We start from the raw sequence: 17,947 nt of genomic DNA, 5'->3' as shown, positions 1-17,947 counted from the left end.
CACAACAACCATTTCATCTTATCAGGTTGTCCAGGCCGTGTCAACAAGTTTTTTCAACATGTTTTTCAGCGACCTCATTAATCTATCACATACCTTGAGGGAAAAGCAAGAACTATTTTCACATCATTTTCGTGATCGATTAAGTAAAAAAGAAGAACAGGTATTAATATAACACTTAACCATTTTAAGTGCAAGTAAAAAAATAGAACCACCTGAGTTTTTCTCAGATGGTTCTATTCTACAAAAGACTAGTCGCGGTTACGCATGTGAGGGAACAACAGTACGTCGCGAATGGAAGGAGAGTTGGTCAACAGCATTACCAGACGGTCAATTCCGATTCCAAGTCCTCCAGTTGGCGGCATACCGTACTCAAGTGCTTCAATGAAATCGTCGTCCATATCATGCGCTTCGTCGTTACCAGCTTCTTTTTCCAAGAGCTGCGCTTCAAAGCGTTCACGCTGGTCAATTGGATCATTGAGCTCTGTAAATGCATTAGCATGCTCACGAGCTACGATAAACAACTCAAAACGATCCGTGAATCGCGGATCCTGGTCATTTTTCTTCGCCAATGGCGAAATCGCCACAGGATGACCGTAAACAAAGGTAGGCTGAATCAACGTATGCTCCAGCTTTTGCTCAAAGAATTCATTCACTACATGTCCGAACGTATGGTGAGGCTCAACGGATATGCCATGCTCTTTTGCCAAAGCACGCGCTTCGTCGTCGCTCATTTCCTTCCAGAAATCGACGCCGAGATTTTCCTTAATCAAATCTACCATGTGTACACGACGCCATTTTGGTGTCAGGTCAATCTCATTGCCTTGGTATTGAATTTTCATGGTGCCCAATACTTCCTGTGCAATATGAGCAACCATTTCTTCTGTCAGGCTCATGATATCCTGGTAGTCGGCATAGGCTTCATACAGCTCAATCATCGTGAACTCAGGGTTGTGACGAGTAGAGATCCCTTCGTTGCGGTATACGCGACCGATCTCATACACCTTCTCCAGGCCACCAACGATCAGGCGTTTCAAGTGCAATTCAATTGCAATACGCATATACAGCTGCATATCCAACGCATTGTGATGCGTGATAAATGGACGAGCAGATGCACCACCGGCAATCGCGTGGAGTGTAGGTGTTTCTACTTCCAGATAGCCAAGGTTGTCCAAATAACGACGCATCGAAGTCAGAATACGGCTACGCGTAATGAACGTATCGCGAACTTCTGGATTCACAATCAAATCCACGTAACGCTTACGGTAGCGAGTCTCGATATCTTTGAGACCATGGTATTTCTCAGGTAGTGGACGCAATGATTTCGTCAGGTAGGATAGTTCCTTTGCTTTTACACTGAGCTCACCCGTTTTTGTTTTGAAAACAACACCAGTTACACCGATCATGTCACCGATATCAGCCAAATCAAATACTTTGCTCAGCTCTTCCCCAACAGTATCCTGACGGACGTAGATTTGAATCTGACCGGAACGATCCAGCAGTTGAGCAAAGCTCGCCTTACCCATTCCACGTTTCGCCATCAAGCGGCCTGCAATCGTAACCACGTTCTCTTCCGCTTCCAGCTCTTCCTTGCTCTTTTCGCTAAAAGCTTTCGTTATATCTGCAGCGTGATGCGTTTGCTCGAATTTTTTACCGAACGGATCAAAGCCCCACTCACGCAATTGATTCATTTTGTCGTGACGAACTTGAAGAAGCTCGTGAAGCCCTTCCTGTTGCTGTTCTTCCTGCTGAAGGTCTTGCTCGTTTGCCATTTTGCTCACTCCTCTAGAAAATGCCTGCATTAACAATTTTGTACAGACTTTTATAATAGCGATACGGCGTACCTCGCAAAAGGTACGCCATAGATCCACTGCTTACAGGTTAATATCAAGAATCTCGTACTGAATGACTCCTGCCGGTACGTTCACGTCAACAATCGCGCCTTTTGCTTTGCCGAGGAGTGCTTGACCTACCGGGGACTCGTTGGAAATCTTGTTGTTCATCGGATCGGATTCAGCAGAACCTACAATCGTGTAATCCATAACATCACCGAACTCTAGGTCTTTCAGCTTCACGCGGGATCCAACGCTTACAACACCTGTATCTACATCTTCATTTGTGATGATACGGGCATTGCGTAGCATTTTTTCCAGGGTCAGAATGCGACCTTCAATGAACGCTTGCTCATTCTTTGCTTCTTCGTATTCAGAGTTCTCACTGATATCTCCAAAGCTAATCGCTTCTTTAATACGAGCAGCTACTTCCTTACGTTTAACCGTTTTCAAATCTTCAAGCTCTTGTTCCAGCTTTGTTAAACCTTCAGGTGTAAGGATGACTTCTTTTTCAGACATGGTTCAATTCCCCCGTTTTAAAAAATGATTCCATTTATACTGGGTAAAGTACAAAGGATTATATGTAGATGTTCTATACAATATACAGCAGAATGCAATCGTCTGTGAGGTTCAAAGGTAAAGCTGCCAGTGAGGACTGGCAGCTCGGCACCCAATATTACGGAGTATTATAGGATATGAAGGAACCCTTGTCAATGTCTGGAATGAACCACCAGTTTTAGTAGCTGACAGCCTCATCACTTGCTGTTTCCAGCAGTTCTTCGTTGTCATCTGCGTAGTTTTCGATCCAGTCAACAAAGTTCATGAGGACGCTGCGAAGCTCCTCTTCTGTCTCAACCGCATTCACGAGATTTTTCGTGTGCGTCGAGCCCTTCAAGCCTTTCAAGTAATACGCCGCGTGCTTACGCATCTCAAGGACTCCCACTCTCGGACCCTTCAGCGCGATTAAACGCTCTGCATGCAATAAACAAATATTCATCTTTTCACGTGCGGTTGGCTCTGGACCCAGCTCTCCCGTCGTCAGGTATTGAATGGTGCGATACAGCATCCATGGATTTCCGAGCGCAGCCCGCCCAATCATAACACCATCGCATCCCGTTGTATCCAGCATGCGTCTCGCATCCTCAGGAGTAGCCACATCCCCGTTCCCGATTACTGGAATCGAAACGGTTTCCTTCACTCGACGGATCCAGTCCCAGTCGGCTTTCCCTTTGTACATTTGTACGCGGGTGCGTCCATGAACAGCGATCGCTTTGCCGCCTGCACGTTCTACTGCCTTGGCATTATCCAGTACGTACAGATGGTCTTCGTCCCAGCCCAATCTCATCTTGACGGTAACCGGCTTGTCGACCGCATCGACCACAGAAGATACGACTTCGTAGATTTTATCTGGATCGAGCAACAGACGCGCACCTGCATCACAGCTCGTAATTTTCGGCACAGGACAGCCCATGTTGATATCAATGATATCCGCGTTCGTGTGCTGGTCTACATATTTCGCTGCACTCACCAAGGTTTCCTTGTCTCCACCAAAAATCTGCAAACTTAGTGGTTTTTCGCGTTCGTCGACAAATAGCATATCTATCGTTTTTTTGTTTCCGTGCACAATGCCTTTGTCGCTTACCATCTCGGCGCAAACTAATCCAGTACCGAACTCCTTGGCAATCAGACGAAAAGCAGGGTTACAGACACCTGCCATTGGAGCGAGCACTACGTTGTTCTTTAATTCAATATTGCCGATTTTCATCTATATTCGCCTCCTTATTCCCGCTTAGTCGGGGTCTTGGAGAGGACAATCCTATCCAAACTTCATTACATCACTTATTTATAGCACATAATTCATCGTAGTCTACCTGTAAAGTGCTGGCGATCTTCCGTAATACAGGCTCTGTTGGCGTACGAGTTCCTCTCTCTAGTGATCCAACAAAAGACAATGACACTCCCATCTTGTCCGAAAGGGACTGTTGTGTATACCCTTTTAGCTTTCGGAAGGACCGGATTCGATTTCCCAGTTGATTGCTCCCCACTCACGTACCCCCTTGTGATCTTCTACCAATAAGGAAAGATAATGATCAATGGTCTGGTTATGCTCAGGTAAAACGCCGCCTTCCCAAACGTCTCGAAGCGGCACGAGTACAAAAGCACGCTCGCTCAGCCCGGGATGAGGAATCATGAGATTGTCTTGCGAAACACGAGATGTCCCGTACAACAGTAAGTCAATATCAATTGTGCGCGGTCCCCATCGTACCGTTCGCACACGACCTAGCTCTCGCTCTACTGACAGAGCCGTCTCTAGCAGCTGATCCGGGCTCTGTTCTGTTTCCACAGCGATCGCCATATTTAGAAATGCATCTTGCTCGACGTAACCAAATGGATCGGTCTCATAAACAGAGGAGACACGTAGCACGCGAATTCCAGGTTGCTCGTTCAATCTCTGTATCGCCCGGCGCAAGTTCTGTGCCCGATCCCCGAGATTGGAGCCTAGCGCCAAATACGCACAAACTGTCATGAAGCAAAATCCTCTCTTCTACGGATCATCTCAATCGCAACCGACTCATAATGCCCATTGATCGGCGGATTCGGCTTGGTCACTTTTGCTTTGACTTCATGCAAAGGGAATTGCTCCAGTAGACGTTCTGCTATCACAGCGGTCAGTTTTTCTACCAGATGAAATCGTTCACCCTCGACAATTTTTTGCACACAAGTAAAGATATCGGCGTAATTGACTGTATCGTGAAGATCGTCACTTGCTCCGGCTTTGGATAAATCGAGCGATAGCTCCAAATCGACATAAAACCGTTGGCCCAGTTCAGCCTCTGCTCCAAATACACCGTGATATCCGTAAAAAGACATGCCATTGAAGTAGATTTTATCCACGGTTTAAATGCCCCCTTTTAGCATCGCGTCCATCATCTTCGTAACGCGCTTCATTTCTTTGACATCATGCACCCGTACCATATGGCAGCCTTTTGCCGCCCCGAGAGCAACTGTCGCTGCCGTACCTTCGACACGTTCATCTACAGGCAAGTCGAGAACATGACCGATCATCCGCTTGCGTGAAGTAGCAAGTAGAACGGGATAGCCCAGCCCTACCAGATCATCCAGCCTGCGCATCGTTTCGAGATTTTGCTCGACAGTCCTTACAAACCCGATCCCCGGATCGAGGATGATTCGCTCCTGCTTTACCCCTGCCTGCAAGGCGATCTGTACGGACTCACGCAGGTCTTTAATATAGTTTGGGAAAAAGTCGTGATAGTTCGTGTCTTCGCGGTTGTGCATCAGGATAATGGGCACATCGAGACGAGCAGCTACCTCTGCCATCCGCGGGTCACGCTTCGCTCCCCATACATCATTGATGATATGTGCCCCCTCCATAATAGCCCGTTCTGCAACCGACGCTTTGTACGTGTCAATGGACAGCGGAACAGACAATTCCTGCGAAAGCGTCCGAATGACTGGCAGCACTCTGTCCAGCTCCGTCGCCTCATCGACTGCTTCCGACCCCGGACGTGTCGATTCTCCCCCGATATCAATCAGGTCAGCTCCAGCCTCAACCATTGCACGCGCTTGTGCCAGTGCTGCCTCCACATCGACATAACGGCCGCCATCCGAAAATGAATCAGGCGTCACATTCAAAATACCCATGACTAGCGTACGCTCCCCCAATGGCAGGACATACTGGCCACAGTTCAGCTCACGCCGAGCACGAAGCTTGGCAGGCATAGCTAAAACTTCCCGTACCTCTGCCGCCAACGCTCGTAGTTCTTCTGTTTGGGTTTTCATATAATCCAACACCAAATCCATCTTCTTGTGTGAAGCCAACAGCAGCACGTATTTTTTGTCGGCAGTACGTGGTTGGTCTGAGATAACAGCTTCCGCATCGAAAGAGTGCATAATCTCTCTCACACTCTGTGCTGTTGCCACACTCATGTTTTCCGTGTGAATCTTCAGGCTCGTCCCCGCTTCCGTCATGCGTTCCGCTTCAGGAACAGGAACTCCCCTTTTGACAAGCTCCGAAACCATCTCAGCGAAGGTCGCAGCATGGATTCGAAATGAATTGTATTTCATGATCAAACTCCCTTTTTCCGTCTTCGCACATTGAATAGTAGCATACCATAATTTACTCGCTAGCCGCTACAGACTGACGGTAGGCGCGGTGCAGTTCGCACGAATATGTACCATATGTCGAAGGGACGGAATACCCGTCAATTTCGGTAATTGGAACGATCTCTTGCACGGAATTTGTCGTAAAGACTTCATCAGCGTTGAGCAGCTCCTCCAAGCGATATCGACCTTCTTCGACAGGCATCGATAATTGCTGTGCCAACGCCAAAACATGTCGCCGCGTCACACCATCAAGAATGCCCGTATCAATAGAAGGGGTAAACAACTGGCCGTTCTTGACCCAGAACACATTGCTCACAATTCCTTCCGCCACGAAGCCATCATGCGTCAAAAAAAGACCTTCCACATCGGGACGGGCACCGAGTTCTTGGCGAGCAAGGGCATTGTTTAAGTAATTGTGCGATTTAAAGCGCTGCTGGCCTTCTGCTGTCTGTCTAGCCAACGCCAATGTCTGCAACCGTTTTGGCATGGGAGGTACTGCCAGAGGTGCTACAGGTTTGGCAAATACGAATAAGGACGGGCGCTCGTATCCCCCTGCTACCAAGCCCACTCCTTCTGCGCCTGCTGTAACACTCAAGCGGACGTAAGCATCACGCAATTCGTTGGCATCGATGGTCATCAAGATGGCTTCTGCCAGCTCTTCCTTGGTCCAAGCAGGTTGAATCTGCAACGCAAAAAGCCCGGAACAAAGCCGGGCGTAATGGGCATCCCATAGAAATAGCTTGCGGTCGTATACACGTAATGTTTCAAACAAACCAATACCGTACAAAAACCCGTGATCCAATACCGATACGGTAGCCTCATGAGCCGGACAAATCGTTCCGTTTACATAAACGTGCATCTGCGCTCTCTCCCGATAATATAGTCGAGAGCATCATATCACACTTCCGAAGAAAGCACCGTTTTCTCCGAGCGTTTGCCGTGTACGAAACGCGAGATAGTAATGGAGATTTCATATAAAACGATGAGTGGCACAATTACCATAATATCGGAGAGGAAATCAGGCGGTGTAATGGTAATAGAGATAATCGCGAGCACCAAATAGGCGGGTTTGCGTATTTTAGCCAAGCGATGCGGGTTGAGAATCCCCAAATGGCTCAAAAACAAAACAACAACCGGCAGTTCAAAAAGCAACCCAAACGGCAGGCAAAGATTGAGCATGAAGGTGAAGTAATCGTTCGCTGTAATGACCAGTTCAAAATTCCCGTTGGATAAACCCAACACAAATTTGTACATCATCGGAAATAGCACAAAGTAGGCGAAGGAAAGACCGAAAATAAACAGCAGGAATAGAGCCGGGATATACATGAGCGCCACTTTTCGCTCTCTTTCTTCCAATGCGGGCACCACAAAACGCCAAACTTGATAAGCGGCAACCGGGATTGTAATCGCAAGCGCACCGACTGCTGCCAGCTTTACATAGATCGACAGGATATCTCCCGGACCAAGAATCGCCAGCTTTTCCCCTGAATGATTCGCTAACGCCAAATAAATATGATCCACAAATAAAAAGCAGATAACCATACTGACAACAAGAACGGACAGCACAATCAAAATTCTGCGGCGCAGGTCTGTAACATGCTCAAGTATAGGCATCTCTTTGCTCACTCGAACTCCTCCTCATGCGCGGAAAAAGGCAGTGCGTCTCGTGTACGCACCGCCTTCACTCAGGCTGGATTAGTTAATTCGTTTCAACGCTTCTTCTGGAGCCTTCTCTTTTTCATCATCGTCTTTGGTCAAATCTTTTGCTGCGGTTTTAAATTCGGTCAAGGTTCGTCCAAAAGCACGACCGATCTCTGGCAGTTTACTCGGCCCGAAAATCACCAAAGCAATGATCAGGATCAGAATTAATCCAGGAATACCGATGCTCGACAGCATAATCTGTTACACTCCTTGTCCTAGAAACCTGTAATAGCAATCACGCTCGGCATAGCTACTGCATTTCCGCCTTTAGGCCAGTGGCTGGTTGGCTTGTCATACGACTTCAGGTTTTCACCTGGATGCTGCACCGCCAGGAACAGTGTTTTTTCATCAGGGGTGAACCAAGGACCTGTCATTTCAGCGCCTACAGGTGCAGACGCGAATTGTGCGGCTTCTCCCTTGCTGTTACCCGTTGTTGGAATGAAAAACACACCATTGTTACCAAAGGATTTATAAATGCCGCTGTTCATCGACGAGGACGAGATGTCTGTCACGACCCACAGGTTACCCGCGCTGTCGAAAGCCATGTTGTCTGGCGCCGCAAAACCGCTTTGTGGTCCACCTGCTGCAAAAATCTCAAACGTAAACTCCAAACCTGCATGGTTGTTGTCATTCTCGAACAGGCGAACGATTTGTCCGTAGAAGTTGCCATGCTTGTCGTTGTTGGTCAAGGCAATGAAGACGGAACCATCAATCGGATGAACTTCCAGGTCTTCTGGGCGATCCATCGGGGTAGCCCCTACTGCTTTGGATGCATCTCGGCAGTTGAGAAGCACGTCAGCCTGAGAAGCGAACATCGGTTTGCCATCTGCATTGATTGCTTTTTTCAGTGCTTCGTTTGTTGCGAAATCCAACGCAATCCACTTGCCCTTACCGAAGTTGGCAACGTACAGTGTACCCTCTTCAAGCAGCTTGGAATTGCTTTTCCCCGCCTTCGGATCGTATTTGCCTTTGGATACATACTTATACACGTATTGGTCTTTCGCATCATCCCCCATGTAGACGACCAGTTGTCCAGACGGAGCCAGAACCATTGCCGTGTTTTCGTGGGAGAATCTGCCCAATGCTGTATGCTTCTTCGGAGTCGATTTTGGATCAAATGGATCTACCTCAACAACCCAGCCATAGTGCTCGGCTTCAGGCAGCTTGCAATCACCGACAACGTCCATGTAGTTTTCCTCGCAGGAAAGAATTGTATTCCACATCGTCACGCCGCCGGAGCAGTTCGCAAATGTTCCGGTCACTTCTTTAGCAATGGAAGCTGCTGGACCCGTCAGCACATGCTTGGTCAGCCCACTTACCCGACGACCATATTTGGAATCGGAAACAAGCTTCCATGTGCCATTTTCTTTTTTGATTTCAATAATGGAACCGCCAAGTGCATACAAGTACTTCTTGATTTGCTCAGGGGTACGTTTGTTGTCATCTGCATCTGCATTCAAATTGTCATAGCCATTTACGTAATATTCCAACTCACCTAAATATTCGTGATTTACCCACAAGAGGCCATGATCGGACTTGCCTTCGATTGGCAGGAAACAGGTGAAGTCGTTGTTGAACCCGAAGGTATCTCCTGCTGCATTGATCTTATCCCCATAGGAAGCCACTACATCGTATTTAAAACCTTCCGGCAGTACAACATCGTCTTTTGTAGTTGGATGAATTTCCTTGAATTTCGGATTGAAGTTATGCTTCTTTGTATCGAGACCAAACAGATGATCAGCCGTTTTTCCTGATAGGGTACCGCCAGCTGCCAGGGCAGGAATTCCTGTTGCTACCGAAGCCAACGCCGCTGTCCCTACACCGAGATAAGTCAAAAACTGTCGACGATTTACATCCATTTACTATCTCTCCTTTTTTACCTTCTTCGGTTTCATTGTACAAGCCGTATATCGAGGAACCATGAATGTTATATAAAGAGTATGTAAATAAAAAACCGCCCTCGAAAAAAGGCGGTTTTCCTGTCGTATCTATGTGTTAACCTGTCGTATGGCGCGCGTATGCAGTAAGGAAGTTCTTCAGCAATTGCTTGCCGTGCTCGGTAATAATCGATTCAGGGTGGAACTGGACGCCCTCGATTGGGTACTCCCGATGGCGCACAGCCATAATTTCACCTTCGGCTGTCCGAGCGGTTACTTCCAGCTCACTCGGAATCGACGCTTCCTCGATAATCAAGGAATGGTAGCGTGCCGCTGTAAAAGGGGACGGGATGTCCTGAAAGATAGTTTTGCCATCATGGAAAACTTCCGACGTCTTTCCGTGCATCAAGCGCTCGGCCCGAATGACTTTTCCGCCAAACACTTGCCCAATGGACTGATGGCCCAAGCAAACACCCATGATCGGAATTTTTCCGGCAAAATGGCGGATCGCATCCATGCTGATCCCCGCTTCATTTGGCGTGCACGGTCCTGGAGACACCATCAAATAATCAGGTGCCAGTCGCTCGATTTCTTCCAACGTAATCTTGTCATTGCGATACACTTGGAGCTCTTCCCCAAGCTCTCCCACATACTGCACCAAATTGTAGGTAAAGGAATCGTAGTTATCAATCATCAAAATCATCGTACACTCGTCTCCTCTCAACTCATCGTTCTCTGCTCGCTCAACTCAAGTGCTTTCCACAACGCTTCTGCCTTTTTCAATGACTCGGCGTACTCGGCCTCCGGAACCGAGTCAATCACGATACCCGCTCCAGCCTGGACATGAGCTACGCCATCCTTGATCACCATCGTGCGGATGGCAATGTTGACCTCGATATCACCATTGAAGCCAAACCAGCCGATTGATCCCGTATAGACGCCTCGCTTGACTGGCTCCAGCTCTTCGATGATTTCCATCGTGCGAACCTTGGGCGCTCCGGTGATCGTTCCTCCCGGAAAAGTCGCTTCGATCGCATCAAGCGCATCCTTGCCTGCTGCCAGCTCTCCTTTGACATGAGAGACGATATGCATGACGTGGGAATATTTCTCCACGACCATGAATTCGCTGACCTCCACGCTGCCAAAACGACAGACACGGCCCATGTCATTGCGTTCCAGATCAACCAGCATGACATGCTCTGCGCGTTCCTTTTCATTATCAATCAGTTCACGGGCCAATGCATCGTCTTGCTCATCCGTTAATCCACGCGGACGTGTACCGGCGATTGGACGCGTATGCACTTCCTTGCCTTTTACTTTTACAAGTAGCTCTGGCGAGGCACTAACCAATTGAAATTCAGGGAAGCTCAGATAGCCCATATAAGGAGACGGATTCAGCTTGCGAAGCACATCGTACACTTCTGGGGCAGTCACCTGCACCGGCTTACTTTGCCGTACCGACAGATTGACCTGAAAAACATCCCCTTGGGCGATGTACTCCTGCACCCGGCGAACAGCTTCCTCGAATTGGTCTTTGGCAAAGGATACGGACGCTGGCACTAGCTTGGCAAGCGGTCTTTTACGCAAAGCTTCCCAATCTGTCTCATCGTGATCCATTGCCAATGAAGCAATTGAGTCGATACGTTTTTCCAGCTGGAGTGCTGCTTGTCGATAGCTCTCTTCGGTCAAATTGCCCGCATTCAAATGCGTCAGACAAATGATCTCTCGGGTCTCATGATCAAAGACAAGAAGGTCTTGCATTATCATAACATACAGGTCTGGCAACTGTAAGTCATCAGTCGCTATCTGTGGCAAGCTAGGCTCAAAAAAGCGGTTCATCTCATAGCTAATATAGCCTACGGCTCCACCAGCAAAATCTGGCATACCTGGAAGCGCAGGCGTACGGTAACGAGAGAGCAGCTCTCGTAAAGCATTCAATGGGTTTAGAGCTTCTATGCTCTCAATTTTTCCTTCTGGGTACGAAACGATGGTTTCTCCTCGCTGACTGCGTAGCGTAGCGATTGGCTCATATGCCAAAAAGGTATACCGCCCAGCTCGTCCACTTTCCAACAGGACAGCATTTTGCAGAGAAGGCTGTAGTTTTGTGAGTACCTGCCACGGATCAATCGTCGAAGACCATGGTCTACGCAGGGCTAGGGGAACCAACGAATAAGATAAGGCATATGTCTGGCAATCAGCAAAGGTAGGGAACATTCTTCCTCTTCACGCTCCGGTTTTCACTATTTATCCGTTCATTATATAGTTGCCTGACACAAAAAGAAAAGACCACGTCGCCAACGTGCGCTTCGTGGTCATACCGGTATCTTTTTACAATCAATCTTCGAACTGATACAGAGGCGTGGACAAATAACGCTCCCCATTCGAAGGAATGATAGCGATCACTTTTTTGCCTTTGCCCAGCTTCGCTGCTACTTGCAGAGCCGCATGGATCGCTGCTCCAGAAGAAATCCCGCCGAGAATGCCTTCCTGACGAGCTACACGACGCGCGGTTTCAAAAGCGTCCTCGTTTTCTACCTTAATGATTTCGTCGTAAATTTGTGTATCGAGAATATCCGGGACAAAGCCAGCCCCGATCCCTTGGATCTTATGTGGACCTGGTTTGCCGCCAGACAAAACTGGCGAAGCCGCAGGCTCAACAGCCACGATTTGTACATTCGGATAGTGTTCACGAAGAACCTGCCCTACACCCGTAATCGTTCCGCCTGTACCGATACCGGAAATAAACGCATCTACGCCGCCGATTTCCTTCGCTTGGTCCAACAGCTCACGGGCAGTCGTCTCGCGGTGAATGGCCGGGTTTGCTAGATTTTTAAATTGTTGCGGAATGAAATAAGAGCTATCTTCTTTCGCCAGCTCTTCCGCTTTGCGAATCGCTCCGCCCATCCCTTCGCTGCCTGGTGTGAGAACCAGCTCCGCACCATACGCACGCAACAGGTTGCGTCGCTCCATACTCATCGTCTCTGGCATGACCAGAATAGCACGATATCCTTTTGCAGCAGCAACCATCGCGAGTCCAATACCGGTATTTCCGCTCGTAGGTTCAATGATGGTATCACCCGGTTTTAGACTCCCATCTGCCTCTGCTGCCTCAATCATCGACAACGCAATTCGGTCTTTTACACTGCTGCCCGGGTTGAAGAACTCCAGCTTCAAGTAAATGTCTGCAATATCTTCGGTGACAACACGATTCAGCTTTACAAGCGGAGTAAATCCAATCAAATCGGTAATGGAATTAGCCACGCGCATATGTTCTGCCCCTCCTATTTTTCATAACCGAGTAAAACGCTAGGATTTATTGACATAATTATATCAACGGTAGCCTATTTGGTCAATGAGGCATTTGCCCAGAAATCTGGACCCCTACCGATTTTCGCAATCGCTCCAGCACGACATCCAGCGACTCAACCTGGGCAAATGCGATTTCTCGACGCAGCTCATCTTTTACCTCTTCAAACGTCCGTTGACTGGCTTCCCTGCGCTCTGTCAGTTGATAAATGACGTATTGATCTTGTATTTTGATCGCTTCGCTATATTTGTCTTTCTCCAGCTTTTCTACAATGGGCTTCGCCTCGTCAGGCAATCGATTATCCTTGATGGAAACCCAGCCTACATCGCCGCCATTCACCGCTGTATCCGCATCAATCGAACGCGCTTTGGCAATCGTCTGAAAGTCGGCTCCGTTTTTTAAATCAGCCAAAACTTGTTCTGCTTCTTTTTGAGAAGCCACGACGATTTGTCCTAAACGCACCTGCATCGGTCGGGTATAACGGTCAGATCGGCTATTGTAGACGTTTAATATCTCTTCATCCTTGATGGTCATGTCCTTCGTTGCCAAGGTTTGCAGCAGGATTTGATAAGAAATCTCTTGCTTTAGGGCTTCCACGGTCGTCCCCGCTTGTTTGATTAGCGCAGCCTCAAACTCACTCTCAGTCCGACTGCCGTAACTGTCGCGAATCTGGGAAAGCTCTTGCTCCAGCTGCTTCGGATCAACCGTAATGCCGGATCGCTTCGCCTCTTGAAAAACGACTTCCCGATTAATCATGTCGTTTAGCACTTGCTTACCGAACTTTTGTTTCAGTGCCGTTACATACTCGTCGTTGCTAATCGTCTTATCCCCTACGATGGCGGCAGGCTGCAGCTTGCCTGATGCCTGGTACCATGCCCAGGTAACGGCAAGCAGCAACAATACAAGCGCCCCAATGAATGCCCACAACCCTTTTACGTTGGTCATGCCAACACTCCCCTACTTGACGCCGCGCTTACATGTCTTTCAGGATGTCTTCCAACGCGGATCTGTCATAATGGTAACGTTCATTACAGAAATGACAGTGTACTTCTGCTTCGCCCTGTTCCTCAATCAGACCTTCCATTTCTTCGCGTCCCATGCTGATCAGTGCCTGAACTACCTTATCCGCTGAACATTTGCAGCTAAATTGAATCTCCGTGCGGCTCAGGATTTTTGGCTCATCCAATACGCGGGCCAAAATCTCTTCAGGAGTCAAACCTTCGCCAATCATGCGAGAAACCTGTGGAAGCTGTCCTAGACGCTCTTCAATGGCTGCCACAACCTCTTCAGGCGTATTCGGCAACAGCTGAAGAATAAAACCACCCGCAGCCAAAACAGAACGGTCCTCAGGATTAACCAGTACACCCACCCCTACTGCTGAAGGCGTTTGCTCGGACATCACAAAATAATACGTGAAGTCTTCCCCAATCTCACCAGAAACGATCGGCGCGCTGCCTTGATACGGCTCCTTGAGACCGAGATCTTTCGTTACGTACACAAACCCGTCTGTTCCCACTGCACGCGCTACATCGAGCTTGCCTTTATCGTTTAGCTCAAAGTGGACGTGCGGGTTGGATACATACGCGATTCCTTCACCATGTGCGTTTGCTTCCGCCATGATCTGCCCGATTGGTCCGCCTCCTTTTACTTTGACATGGAGGCTCTCGTTTCCTTTTAACATAGCCCCCATCATCAAGGTAATGGTCAGCGTACGTCCCGCTGCGGCTGTCGCTGTATTCCACATGTCGTGACGACGACGCATATCTTCAACAGATTCTGTCGTGCGTGCGGCAAATGCACGAACATGCCCATTAAAACCAGTTGCTCTTATCATATAATCGCCCATGTAGCGATCCTCCTTTTCAATCATGAAGCTATCTTACCAGTTTACCACAAGGAGAAAAAGACTACGCCTCTCCCGCTGTGAGTCTGACACTTTGAGGATTCGACCATTTCTGACAGAAAAGACCCCTCTGTACGAAGAGGGGCCGAAATAACTAAATCCTATGTTAGGTTAAATAATCTTTTAATACGTGCGAGGCTTTTTGCGTTCGCAATCGGTCAATCGTCGTCGCTTCAATTTGGCGAATACGCTCGCGGGTAAGACCAAACATTTTCCCCACTTCCTCCAGCGTGTACACTTGATCATCATAGAGACCATAACGCATGGAGATAATTTCTTGGGCGCGGGGACTAAGTCGATCCAACGCTGCGCGCATTTGCGAGCGAAGGTCTACTTTTTCAATCCAGTCATCCAGCGAGGACAACCCATCATCCATGATTTCTGCGTAGCTCAAGCTCTCGTCTTCATGCCAAGCCTGCCATTTCTCACTATCCAGTTCAGCGTCGATGGATTCCATCTTCATCATGAGAGCCAGTTCAATGGCCTCCACCTTTTCTAATGGAATATCCAGGAGTACGGCAATCTCCTGCCGATCTGGCGTCCGGTTCAAAGCATGGACGAGATGTAATACTTGCTTTTGATACTGGCGAATCTGCTCATGCATGTGGACAGGAATGCGAATCAGAGTTGCTTTGTCGTTGATGGCACGGGTGATCGCTTGAGAGATCCACCAGTGCGAGTAATGATAGAGACGCACGCCTCGTCCCACATCAAATTTGTCAATCGCGGTAAACAAACCTATCGTGCCCTCCTGAATCAAATCCAGGAACGGCATCCCTCTTTTCAAATGGCGCAAAGCGGTACTAACTACGTATCGTAAATAGGCGCGCACAATCGTTTCACGTGCTTCAAGATCGCCATCCCTTTGATAGCGAATCAGGCAAGCAAGCTCTTCTTCTTTGTCCAACATAGGTGTTGCAGCGACGCTTTCCAAAAACAGTAGAGCAGAAGTGTCCGATCGAAGCGATCTAGGGACAACAATTCCCAACTGTGTCTCCACTTCCCGCCAACGACGGGGAGTTGAATGGAACGAGGAGGTACTCAGAGTCATATGCAACCCTCACTTCTCTGGAATGGAAGATCACGATGAAGTAGGTGAGTCACGGAATGTTTTACTGTATCCGTATTTCGACAAAACCTGTCCGATTCCTGCCAGTTAACAGAATATTAACAGTTCTCCTCTCAGAATAGTTGATGAAAGCCCTTTCATAGGCTAGAGTTAAAAGTTTATGAAGAATAGCCATCCTCATTAACCAAGGATGGCAAAAAGACAATGTCGAATCTTCTGATAAAAACGAAGGCTACTGATACAGGTGACAGGCGACGAAGTGGTTAGTGTCCACTTCCTGCCAGATAGGCTTCTTTTCGGCGCATACGGCTTTGGCTACTGGACAGCGCGTACGGAACACACAGCCGCTAGGTGGATTGATCGGGCTCGGAACGTCACCTTCAATAATGGTACGCTCGCGGCTTTTCTCCAAATCAGGATCGGGGACAGGAATGGCCGACAACAACGCCTGCGTGTAAGGATGCTTCGGTGATTCGTAAAGAATTTCACTGGCAGTCATCTCGACCATATTGCCAAGGTACATGACGCCAATCCGGTCACTGATGTGCTTGACCATCGCCAAATCATGCGCGATAAACAAGTACGTCAGCTTTTGTTCCTGCTGCAATTTTTTCATTAGATTAACGACCTGTGCCTGAACCGAAACATCGAGTGCGGAAATCGGCTCATCAGCAATGATGAAGGTTGGATTGACGGCAAGTGCCCGCGCAATCCCTATCCGCTGTCGCTGACCACCACTGAACTCGTGCGGGAAACGGTTGGCATGCTCTTTCTGCAGGCCAACCATCTCCAACAGCTCGATCACACGGTTCATCCGTTCCTTCCCTTTATATAGCCCATTTAGATGCAAGCCCTCAGAAATGATTTCTGAAATGTTCATTCGGGGGTTCAGAGAAGCATACGGGTCCTGAAAAATCATTTGCATATGGCGTGTCAGCTTGCTCCGCTCAGCAGATGATGCCTGATGGACATTTTGCCCGTCAAAAATAACCTCACCTGTGGTCGGTTGATACAAGCCAATAATTGTACGGCCTGTGGTCGATTTGCCGCAGCCAGATTCCCCTACCAGTCCAAACGTTTCCCCCTCGTATATATCGAAGGAAACATTGTCCGCTGCCGTAAGTGAGAGCCCTTTACCCAACGTAAAGGTCTTTGTCAGGTTCTTTACCTGGACCAGCTTCTTTCGTTGCATCTGGCCACTCCTCCCCGTTATCCGTTTACCAGTATCGTCTGGAGACGCAATGTTCCTTTTCGAGCTTGTAGCCATCCAGCTTGACGATCTCGATGGCACTTCGCGAATCCGGAGAATGAATCATTTCGCCATTCCCCATGTAAATGCCCACGTGATGGACTCTGCCTTTCCCTTCTTCATGGGCAAAAAACAGCAGATCACCCGGAAGCAAAGCTTCTTTTTCCACGAGCTGTCCGGCTTTTGCCTGATCAGATGCATCACGCGGAATCTGGAGACCGACAGATCGATGCATGTTGTACGCAAATCCTGAGCAGTCATACCCGTAAGAGGACATGCCTCCCCATAAATAATGCAGATTGAGGAATCGCTTGCCAGCTTCTACGATTGCCTCTCCACGATTACTGGAAAGCTCGATGGGCTCGTTTGCTTTCACAATTTGGACGTCAGCTTTTGGCAAAAGTCCTGTGCCGTTCGGTGTCGCTACCGTTACCCAGTCTGCTGTTTCCTCAATCAGCGGCAGTTTGGTCAAAAAGGCAAGCTCCAGGTCTGGCTTTTTGTCAGCTGTATGTAGACGGGTAAACGCCGCCGTGACCATCGCCAGCTTTTGACCTGGCTGTACCTCAAAAGCATCTGACCATGGTGCTAGCTGGCGAGACGGAATCCAGCCAGGATAGCCTGTTGCGTTTTTGTTCGTAGTCTGATCAGGAATCAGAACTTGTGACCATTCCTCTTGCTCCTCGACTACTTCTACGCGGGTACCGTACAGTGCTTGTGTCTGAATCGCGTTATTGTCGTAAAAACCAAGCTTCTCCTCCACAGTAAGGGAAGCGAGCCAGCCTCGTGCATCTACCGGGGATTGGAGCGCTATGTGGTCAATATCACGCGGCGACTCCGGCTTGGTCCACACAGTGGCAACAGAGACAGAAACAATGGCAGATTTCATC

The 17,947-nt window shown here is 48.5% G+C and carries 19 protein-coding genes; all 19 read right to left on the bottom strand.

The features are described from left to right. Positions 1-248: 248 nt before the first annotated feature. Positions 249-1,769 (bottom strand): lysine--tRNA ligase, encoded by a 1,521-nt coding sequence (gene lysS / locus HP401_RS35090; protein WP_173607237.1) that lies wholly within the window; start codon positions 1,767-1,769, stop codon positions 249-251. 102 nt (positions 1,770-1,871) lie between these two features. Continuing rightward, positions 1,872-2,348: a transcription elongation factor GreA gene (gene greA, locus HP401_RS35085; protein WP_007725265.1), complete on the bottom strand. Its 477-nt coding sequence runs from the start codon at positions 2,346-2,348 to the stop codon at positions 1,872-1,874. A 217-nt stretch (positions 2,349-2,565) separates the two neighbouring features. Beyond that, complete coding sequence (gene dusB / locus HP401_RS35080; protein ID WP_173607236.1) at positions 2,566-3,594, bottom strand: tRNA dihydrouridine synthase DusB; 1,029 nt, start codon at positions 3,592-3,594, stop codon at positions 2,566-2,568. Positions 3,595-3,664: 70 nt separating this feature from the next. Next, positions 3,665-3,874 (bottom strand): helix-turn-helix domain-containing protein, encoded by a 210-nt coding sequence (locus HP401_RS35075; RefSeq protein ID WP_012683949.1) that lies wholly within the window; start codon positions 3,872-3,874, stop codon positions 3,665-3,667. Further along, positions 3,826-4,356: a 2-amino-4-hydroxy-6-hydroxymethyldihydropteridine diphosphokinase gene (folK, locus tag HP401_RS35070; RefSeq protein ID WP_012683948.1), complete on the bottom strand. Its 531-nt coding sequence runs from the start codon at positions 4,354-4,356 to the stop codon at positions 3,826-3,828. Before folK ends, HP401_RS35075 begins: the two co-directional genes overlap by 49 nt. Beyond that, positions 4,353-4,724: a dihydroneopterin aldolase gene (gene folB / locus HP401_RS35065; protein WP_064203224.1), complete on the bottom strand. Its 372-nt coding sequence runs from the start codon at positions 4,722-4,724 to the stop codon at positions 4,353-4,355. The genes folK and folB overlap by 4 nt, the downstream gene beginning before the upstream one ends. A gap of 3 nt (positions 4,725-4,727) precedes the next feature. Beyond that, positions 4,728-5,915 carry a dihydropteroate synthase gene (gene folP, locus HP401_RS35060; RefSeq protein WP_173607235.1) on the bottom strand — a complete coding sequence of 396 codons (1,188 nt, stop codon included), beginning with the start codon at positions 5,913-5,915 and terminating at the stop codon, positions 4,728-4,730. Positions 5,916-5,967: 52 nt separating this feature from the next. After that, positions 5,968-6,813 (bottom strand): aminodeoxychorismate lyase, encoded by an 846-nt coding sequence (pabC, locus tag HP401_RS35055; RefSeq protein ID WP_173607234.1) that lies wholly within the window; start codon positions 6,811-6,813, stop codon positions 5,968-5,970. A 38-nt stretch (positions 6,814-6,851) separates the two neighbouring features. After that, entirely contained in the window at positions 6,852-7,580 is a 729-nt protein-coding gene (gene tatC / locus HP401_RS35050; protein WP_173607233.1) for a twin-arginine translocase subunit TatC, read from the bottom strand. A 69-nt stretch (positions 7,581-7,649) separates the two neighbouring features. Then, the gene (gene tatA / locus HP401_RS35045; protein ID WP_017247013.1) at positions 7,650-7,850 is read right to left on the bottom strand and encodes a twin-arginine translocase TatA/TatE family subunit; all 201 of its coding nucleotides are present in this window, start codon (positions 7,848-7,850) and stop codon (positions 7,650-7,652) included. Positions 7,851-7,870: 20 nt separating this feature from the next. Continuing rightward, positions 7,871-9,514, bottom strand: coding sequence for a PhoX family protein (locus HP401_RS35040; RefSeq protein ID WP_173607232.1), 1,644 nt, complete (start codon positions 9,512-9,514; stop codon positions 7,871-7,873). 136 nt (positions 9,515-9,650) lie between these two features. Next, positions 9,651-10,235 (bottom strand): aminodeoxychorismate/anthranilate synthase component II, encoded by a 585-nt coding sequence (gene pabA, locus HP401_RS35035; RefSeq protein ID WP_012683942.1) that lies wholly within the window; start codon positions 10,233-10,235, stop codon positions 9,651-9,653. A gap of 17 nt (positions 10,236-10,252) precedes the next feature. Beyond that, positions 10,253-11,746 (bottom strand): anthranilate synthase component I family protein, encoded by a 1,494-nt coding sequence (locus tag HP401_RS35030; protein ID WP_173607231.1) that lies wholly within the window; start codon positions 11,744-11,746, stop codon positions 10,253-10,255. A gap of 120 nt (positions 11,747-11,866) precedes the next feature. Further along, complete coding sequence (gene cysK, locus HP401_RS35025; RefSeq protein WP_012683940.1) at positions 11,867-12,799, bottom strand: cysteine synthase A; 933 nt, start codon at positions 12,797-12,799, stop codon at positions 11,867-11,869. Between the two features lie 82 nt (positions 12,800-12,881). Continuing rightward, positions 12,882-13,784, bottom strand: coding sequence for a peptidyl-prolyl cis-trans isomerase (locus tag HP401_RS35020; protein WP_173607230.1), 903 nt, complete (start codon positions 13,782-13,784; stop codon positions 12,882-12,884). A 28-nt stretch (positions 13,785-13,812) separates the two neighbouring features. After that, positions 13,813-14,685 carry an Hsp33 family molecular chaperone HslO gene (gene hslO, locus HP401_RS35015; protein ID WP_016738840.1) on the bottom strand — a complete coding sequence of 291 codons (873 nt, stop codon included), beginning with the start codon at positions 14,683-14,685 and terminating at the stop codon, positions 13,813-13,815. Between the two features lie 163 nt (positions 14,686-14,848). Then, a complete protein-coding gene (locus HP401_RS35010; protein ID WP_016738841.1) occupies positions 14,849-15,793 on the bottom strand; it encodes a sigma-70 family RNA polymerase sigma factor in 945 nt (314 codons plus the stop codon). A 250-nt stretch (positions 15,794-16,043) separates the two neighbouring features. Continuing rightward, positions 16,044-17,003, bottom strand: coding sequence for an ABC transporter ATP-binding protein (locus HP401_RS35005; protein ID WP_064203231.1), 960 nt, complete (start codon positions 17,001-17,003; stop codon positions 16,044-16,046). 25 nt (positions 17,004-17,028) lie between these two features. Then, entirely contained in the window at positions 17,029-17,946 is a 918-nt protein-coding gene (locus HP401_RS35000; RefSeq protein ID WP_173607229.1) for a C40 family peptidase, read from the bottom strand. Position 17,947: the final 1 nt, after the last annotated feature.

It is taken from the genome of Brevibacillus sp. HB2.2, from assembly GCF_013284275.1.
GTDB classification, from domain to species: domain Bacteria; phylum Bacillota; class Bacilli; order Brevibacillales; family Brevibacillaceae; genus Brevibacillus; species Brevibacillus brevis_D.
This window is presented reverse-complemented; position numbering and strand designations above follow the sequence as displayed.

Bases quoted from the DNA above. Each gene is read 5' to 3' on its own strand.
- dusB (WP_173607236.1), bottom strand. From the start codon at position 3,594: ATGAAAATCGGCAATATTGAATTAAAGAACAACGTAGTGCTCGCTCCA.
- folP (WP_173607235.1), bottom strand. From the start codon at position 5,915: ATGAAATACAATTCATTTCGAATCCATGCTGCGACCTTCGCTGAGATG.
- folK (WP_012683948.1), bottom strand. From the start codon at position 4,356: ATGACAGTTTGTGCGTATTTGGCGCTAGGCTCCAATCTCGGGGATCGG.
- lysS (WP_173607237.1), bottom strand. From the start codon at position 1,769: ATGGCAAACGAGCAAGACCTTCAGCAGGAAGAACAGCAACAGGAAGGG.
- HP401_RS35030 (WP_173607231.1), bottom strand. From the start codon at position 11,746: ATGTTCCCTACCTTTGCTGATTGCCAGACATATGCCTTATCTTATTCG.
- hslO (WP_016738840.1), bottom strand. From the start codon at position 14,685: ATGGGCGATTATATGATAAGAGCAACTGGTTTTAATGGGCATGTTCGT.
- cysK (WP_012683940.1), bottom strand. From the start codon at position 12,799: ATGCGCGTGGCTAATTCCATTACCGATTTGATTGGATTTACTCCGCTT.
- HP401_RS35020 (WP_173607230.1), bottom strand. From the start codon at position 13,784: ATGACCAACGTAAAAGGGTTGTGGGCATTCATTGGGGCGCTTGTATTG.
- HP401_RS35005 (WP_064203231.1), bottom strand. From the start codon at position 17,003: ATGCAACGAAAGAAGCTGGTCCAGGTAAAGAACCTGACAAAGACCTTT.
- tatA (WP_017247013.1), bottom strand. From the start codon at position 7,850: ATGCTGTCGAGCATCGGTATTCCTGGATTAATTCTGATCCTGATCATT.
- HP401_RS35000 (WP_173607229.1), bottom strand. From the start codon at position 17,946: ATGAAATCTGCCATTGTTTCTGTCTCTGTTGCCACTGTGTGGACCAAG.
- greA (WP_007725265.1), bottom strand. From the start codon at position 2,348: ATGTCTGAAAAAGAAGTCATCCTTACACCTGAAGGTTTAACAAAGCTG.
- pabA (WP_012683942.1), bottom strand. From the start codon at position 10,235: ATGATTTTGATGATTGATAACTACGATTCCTTTACCTACAATTTGGTG.
- HP401_RS35010 (WP_016738841.1), bottom strand. From the start codon at position 15,793: ATGACTCTGAGTACCTCCTCGTTCCATTCAACTCCCCGTCGTTGGCGG.
- pabC (WP_173607234.1), bottom strand. From the start codon at position 6,813: ATGCACGTTTATGTAAACGGAACGATTTGTCCGGCTCATGAGGCTACC.
- HP401_RS35040 (WP_173607232.1), bottom strand. From the start codon at position 9,514: ATGGATGTAAATCGTCGACAGTTTTTGACTTATCTCGGTGTAGGGACA.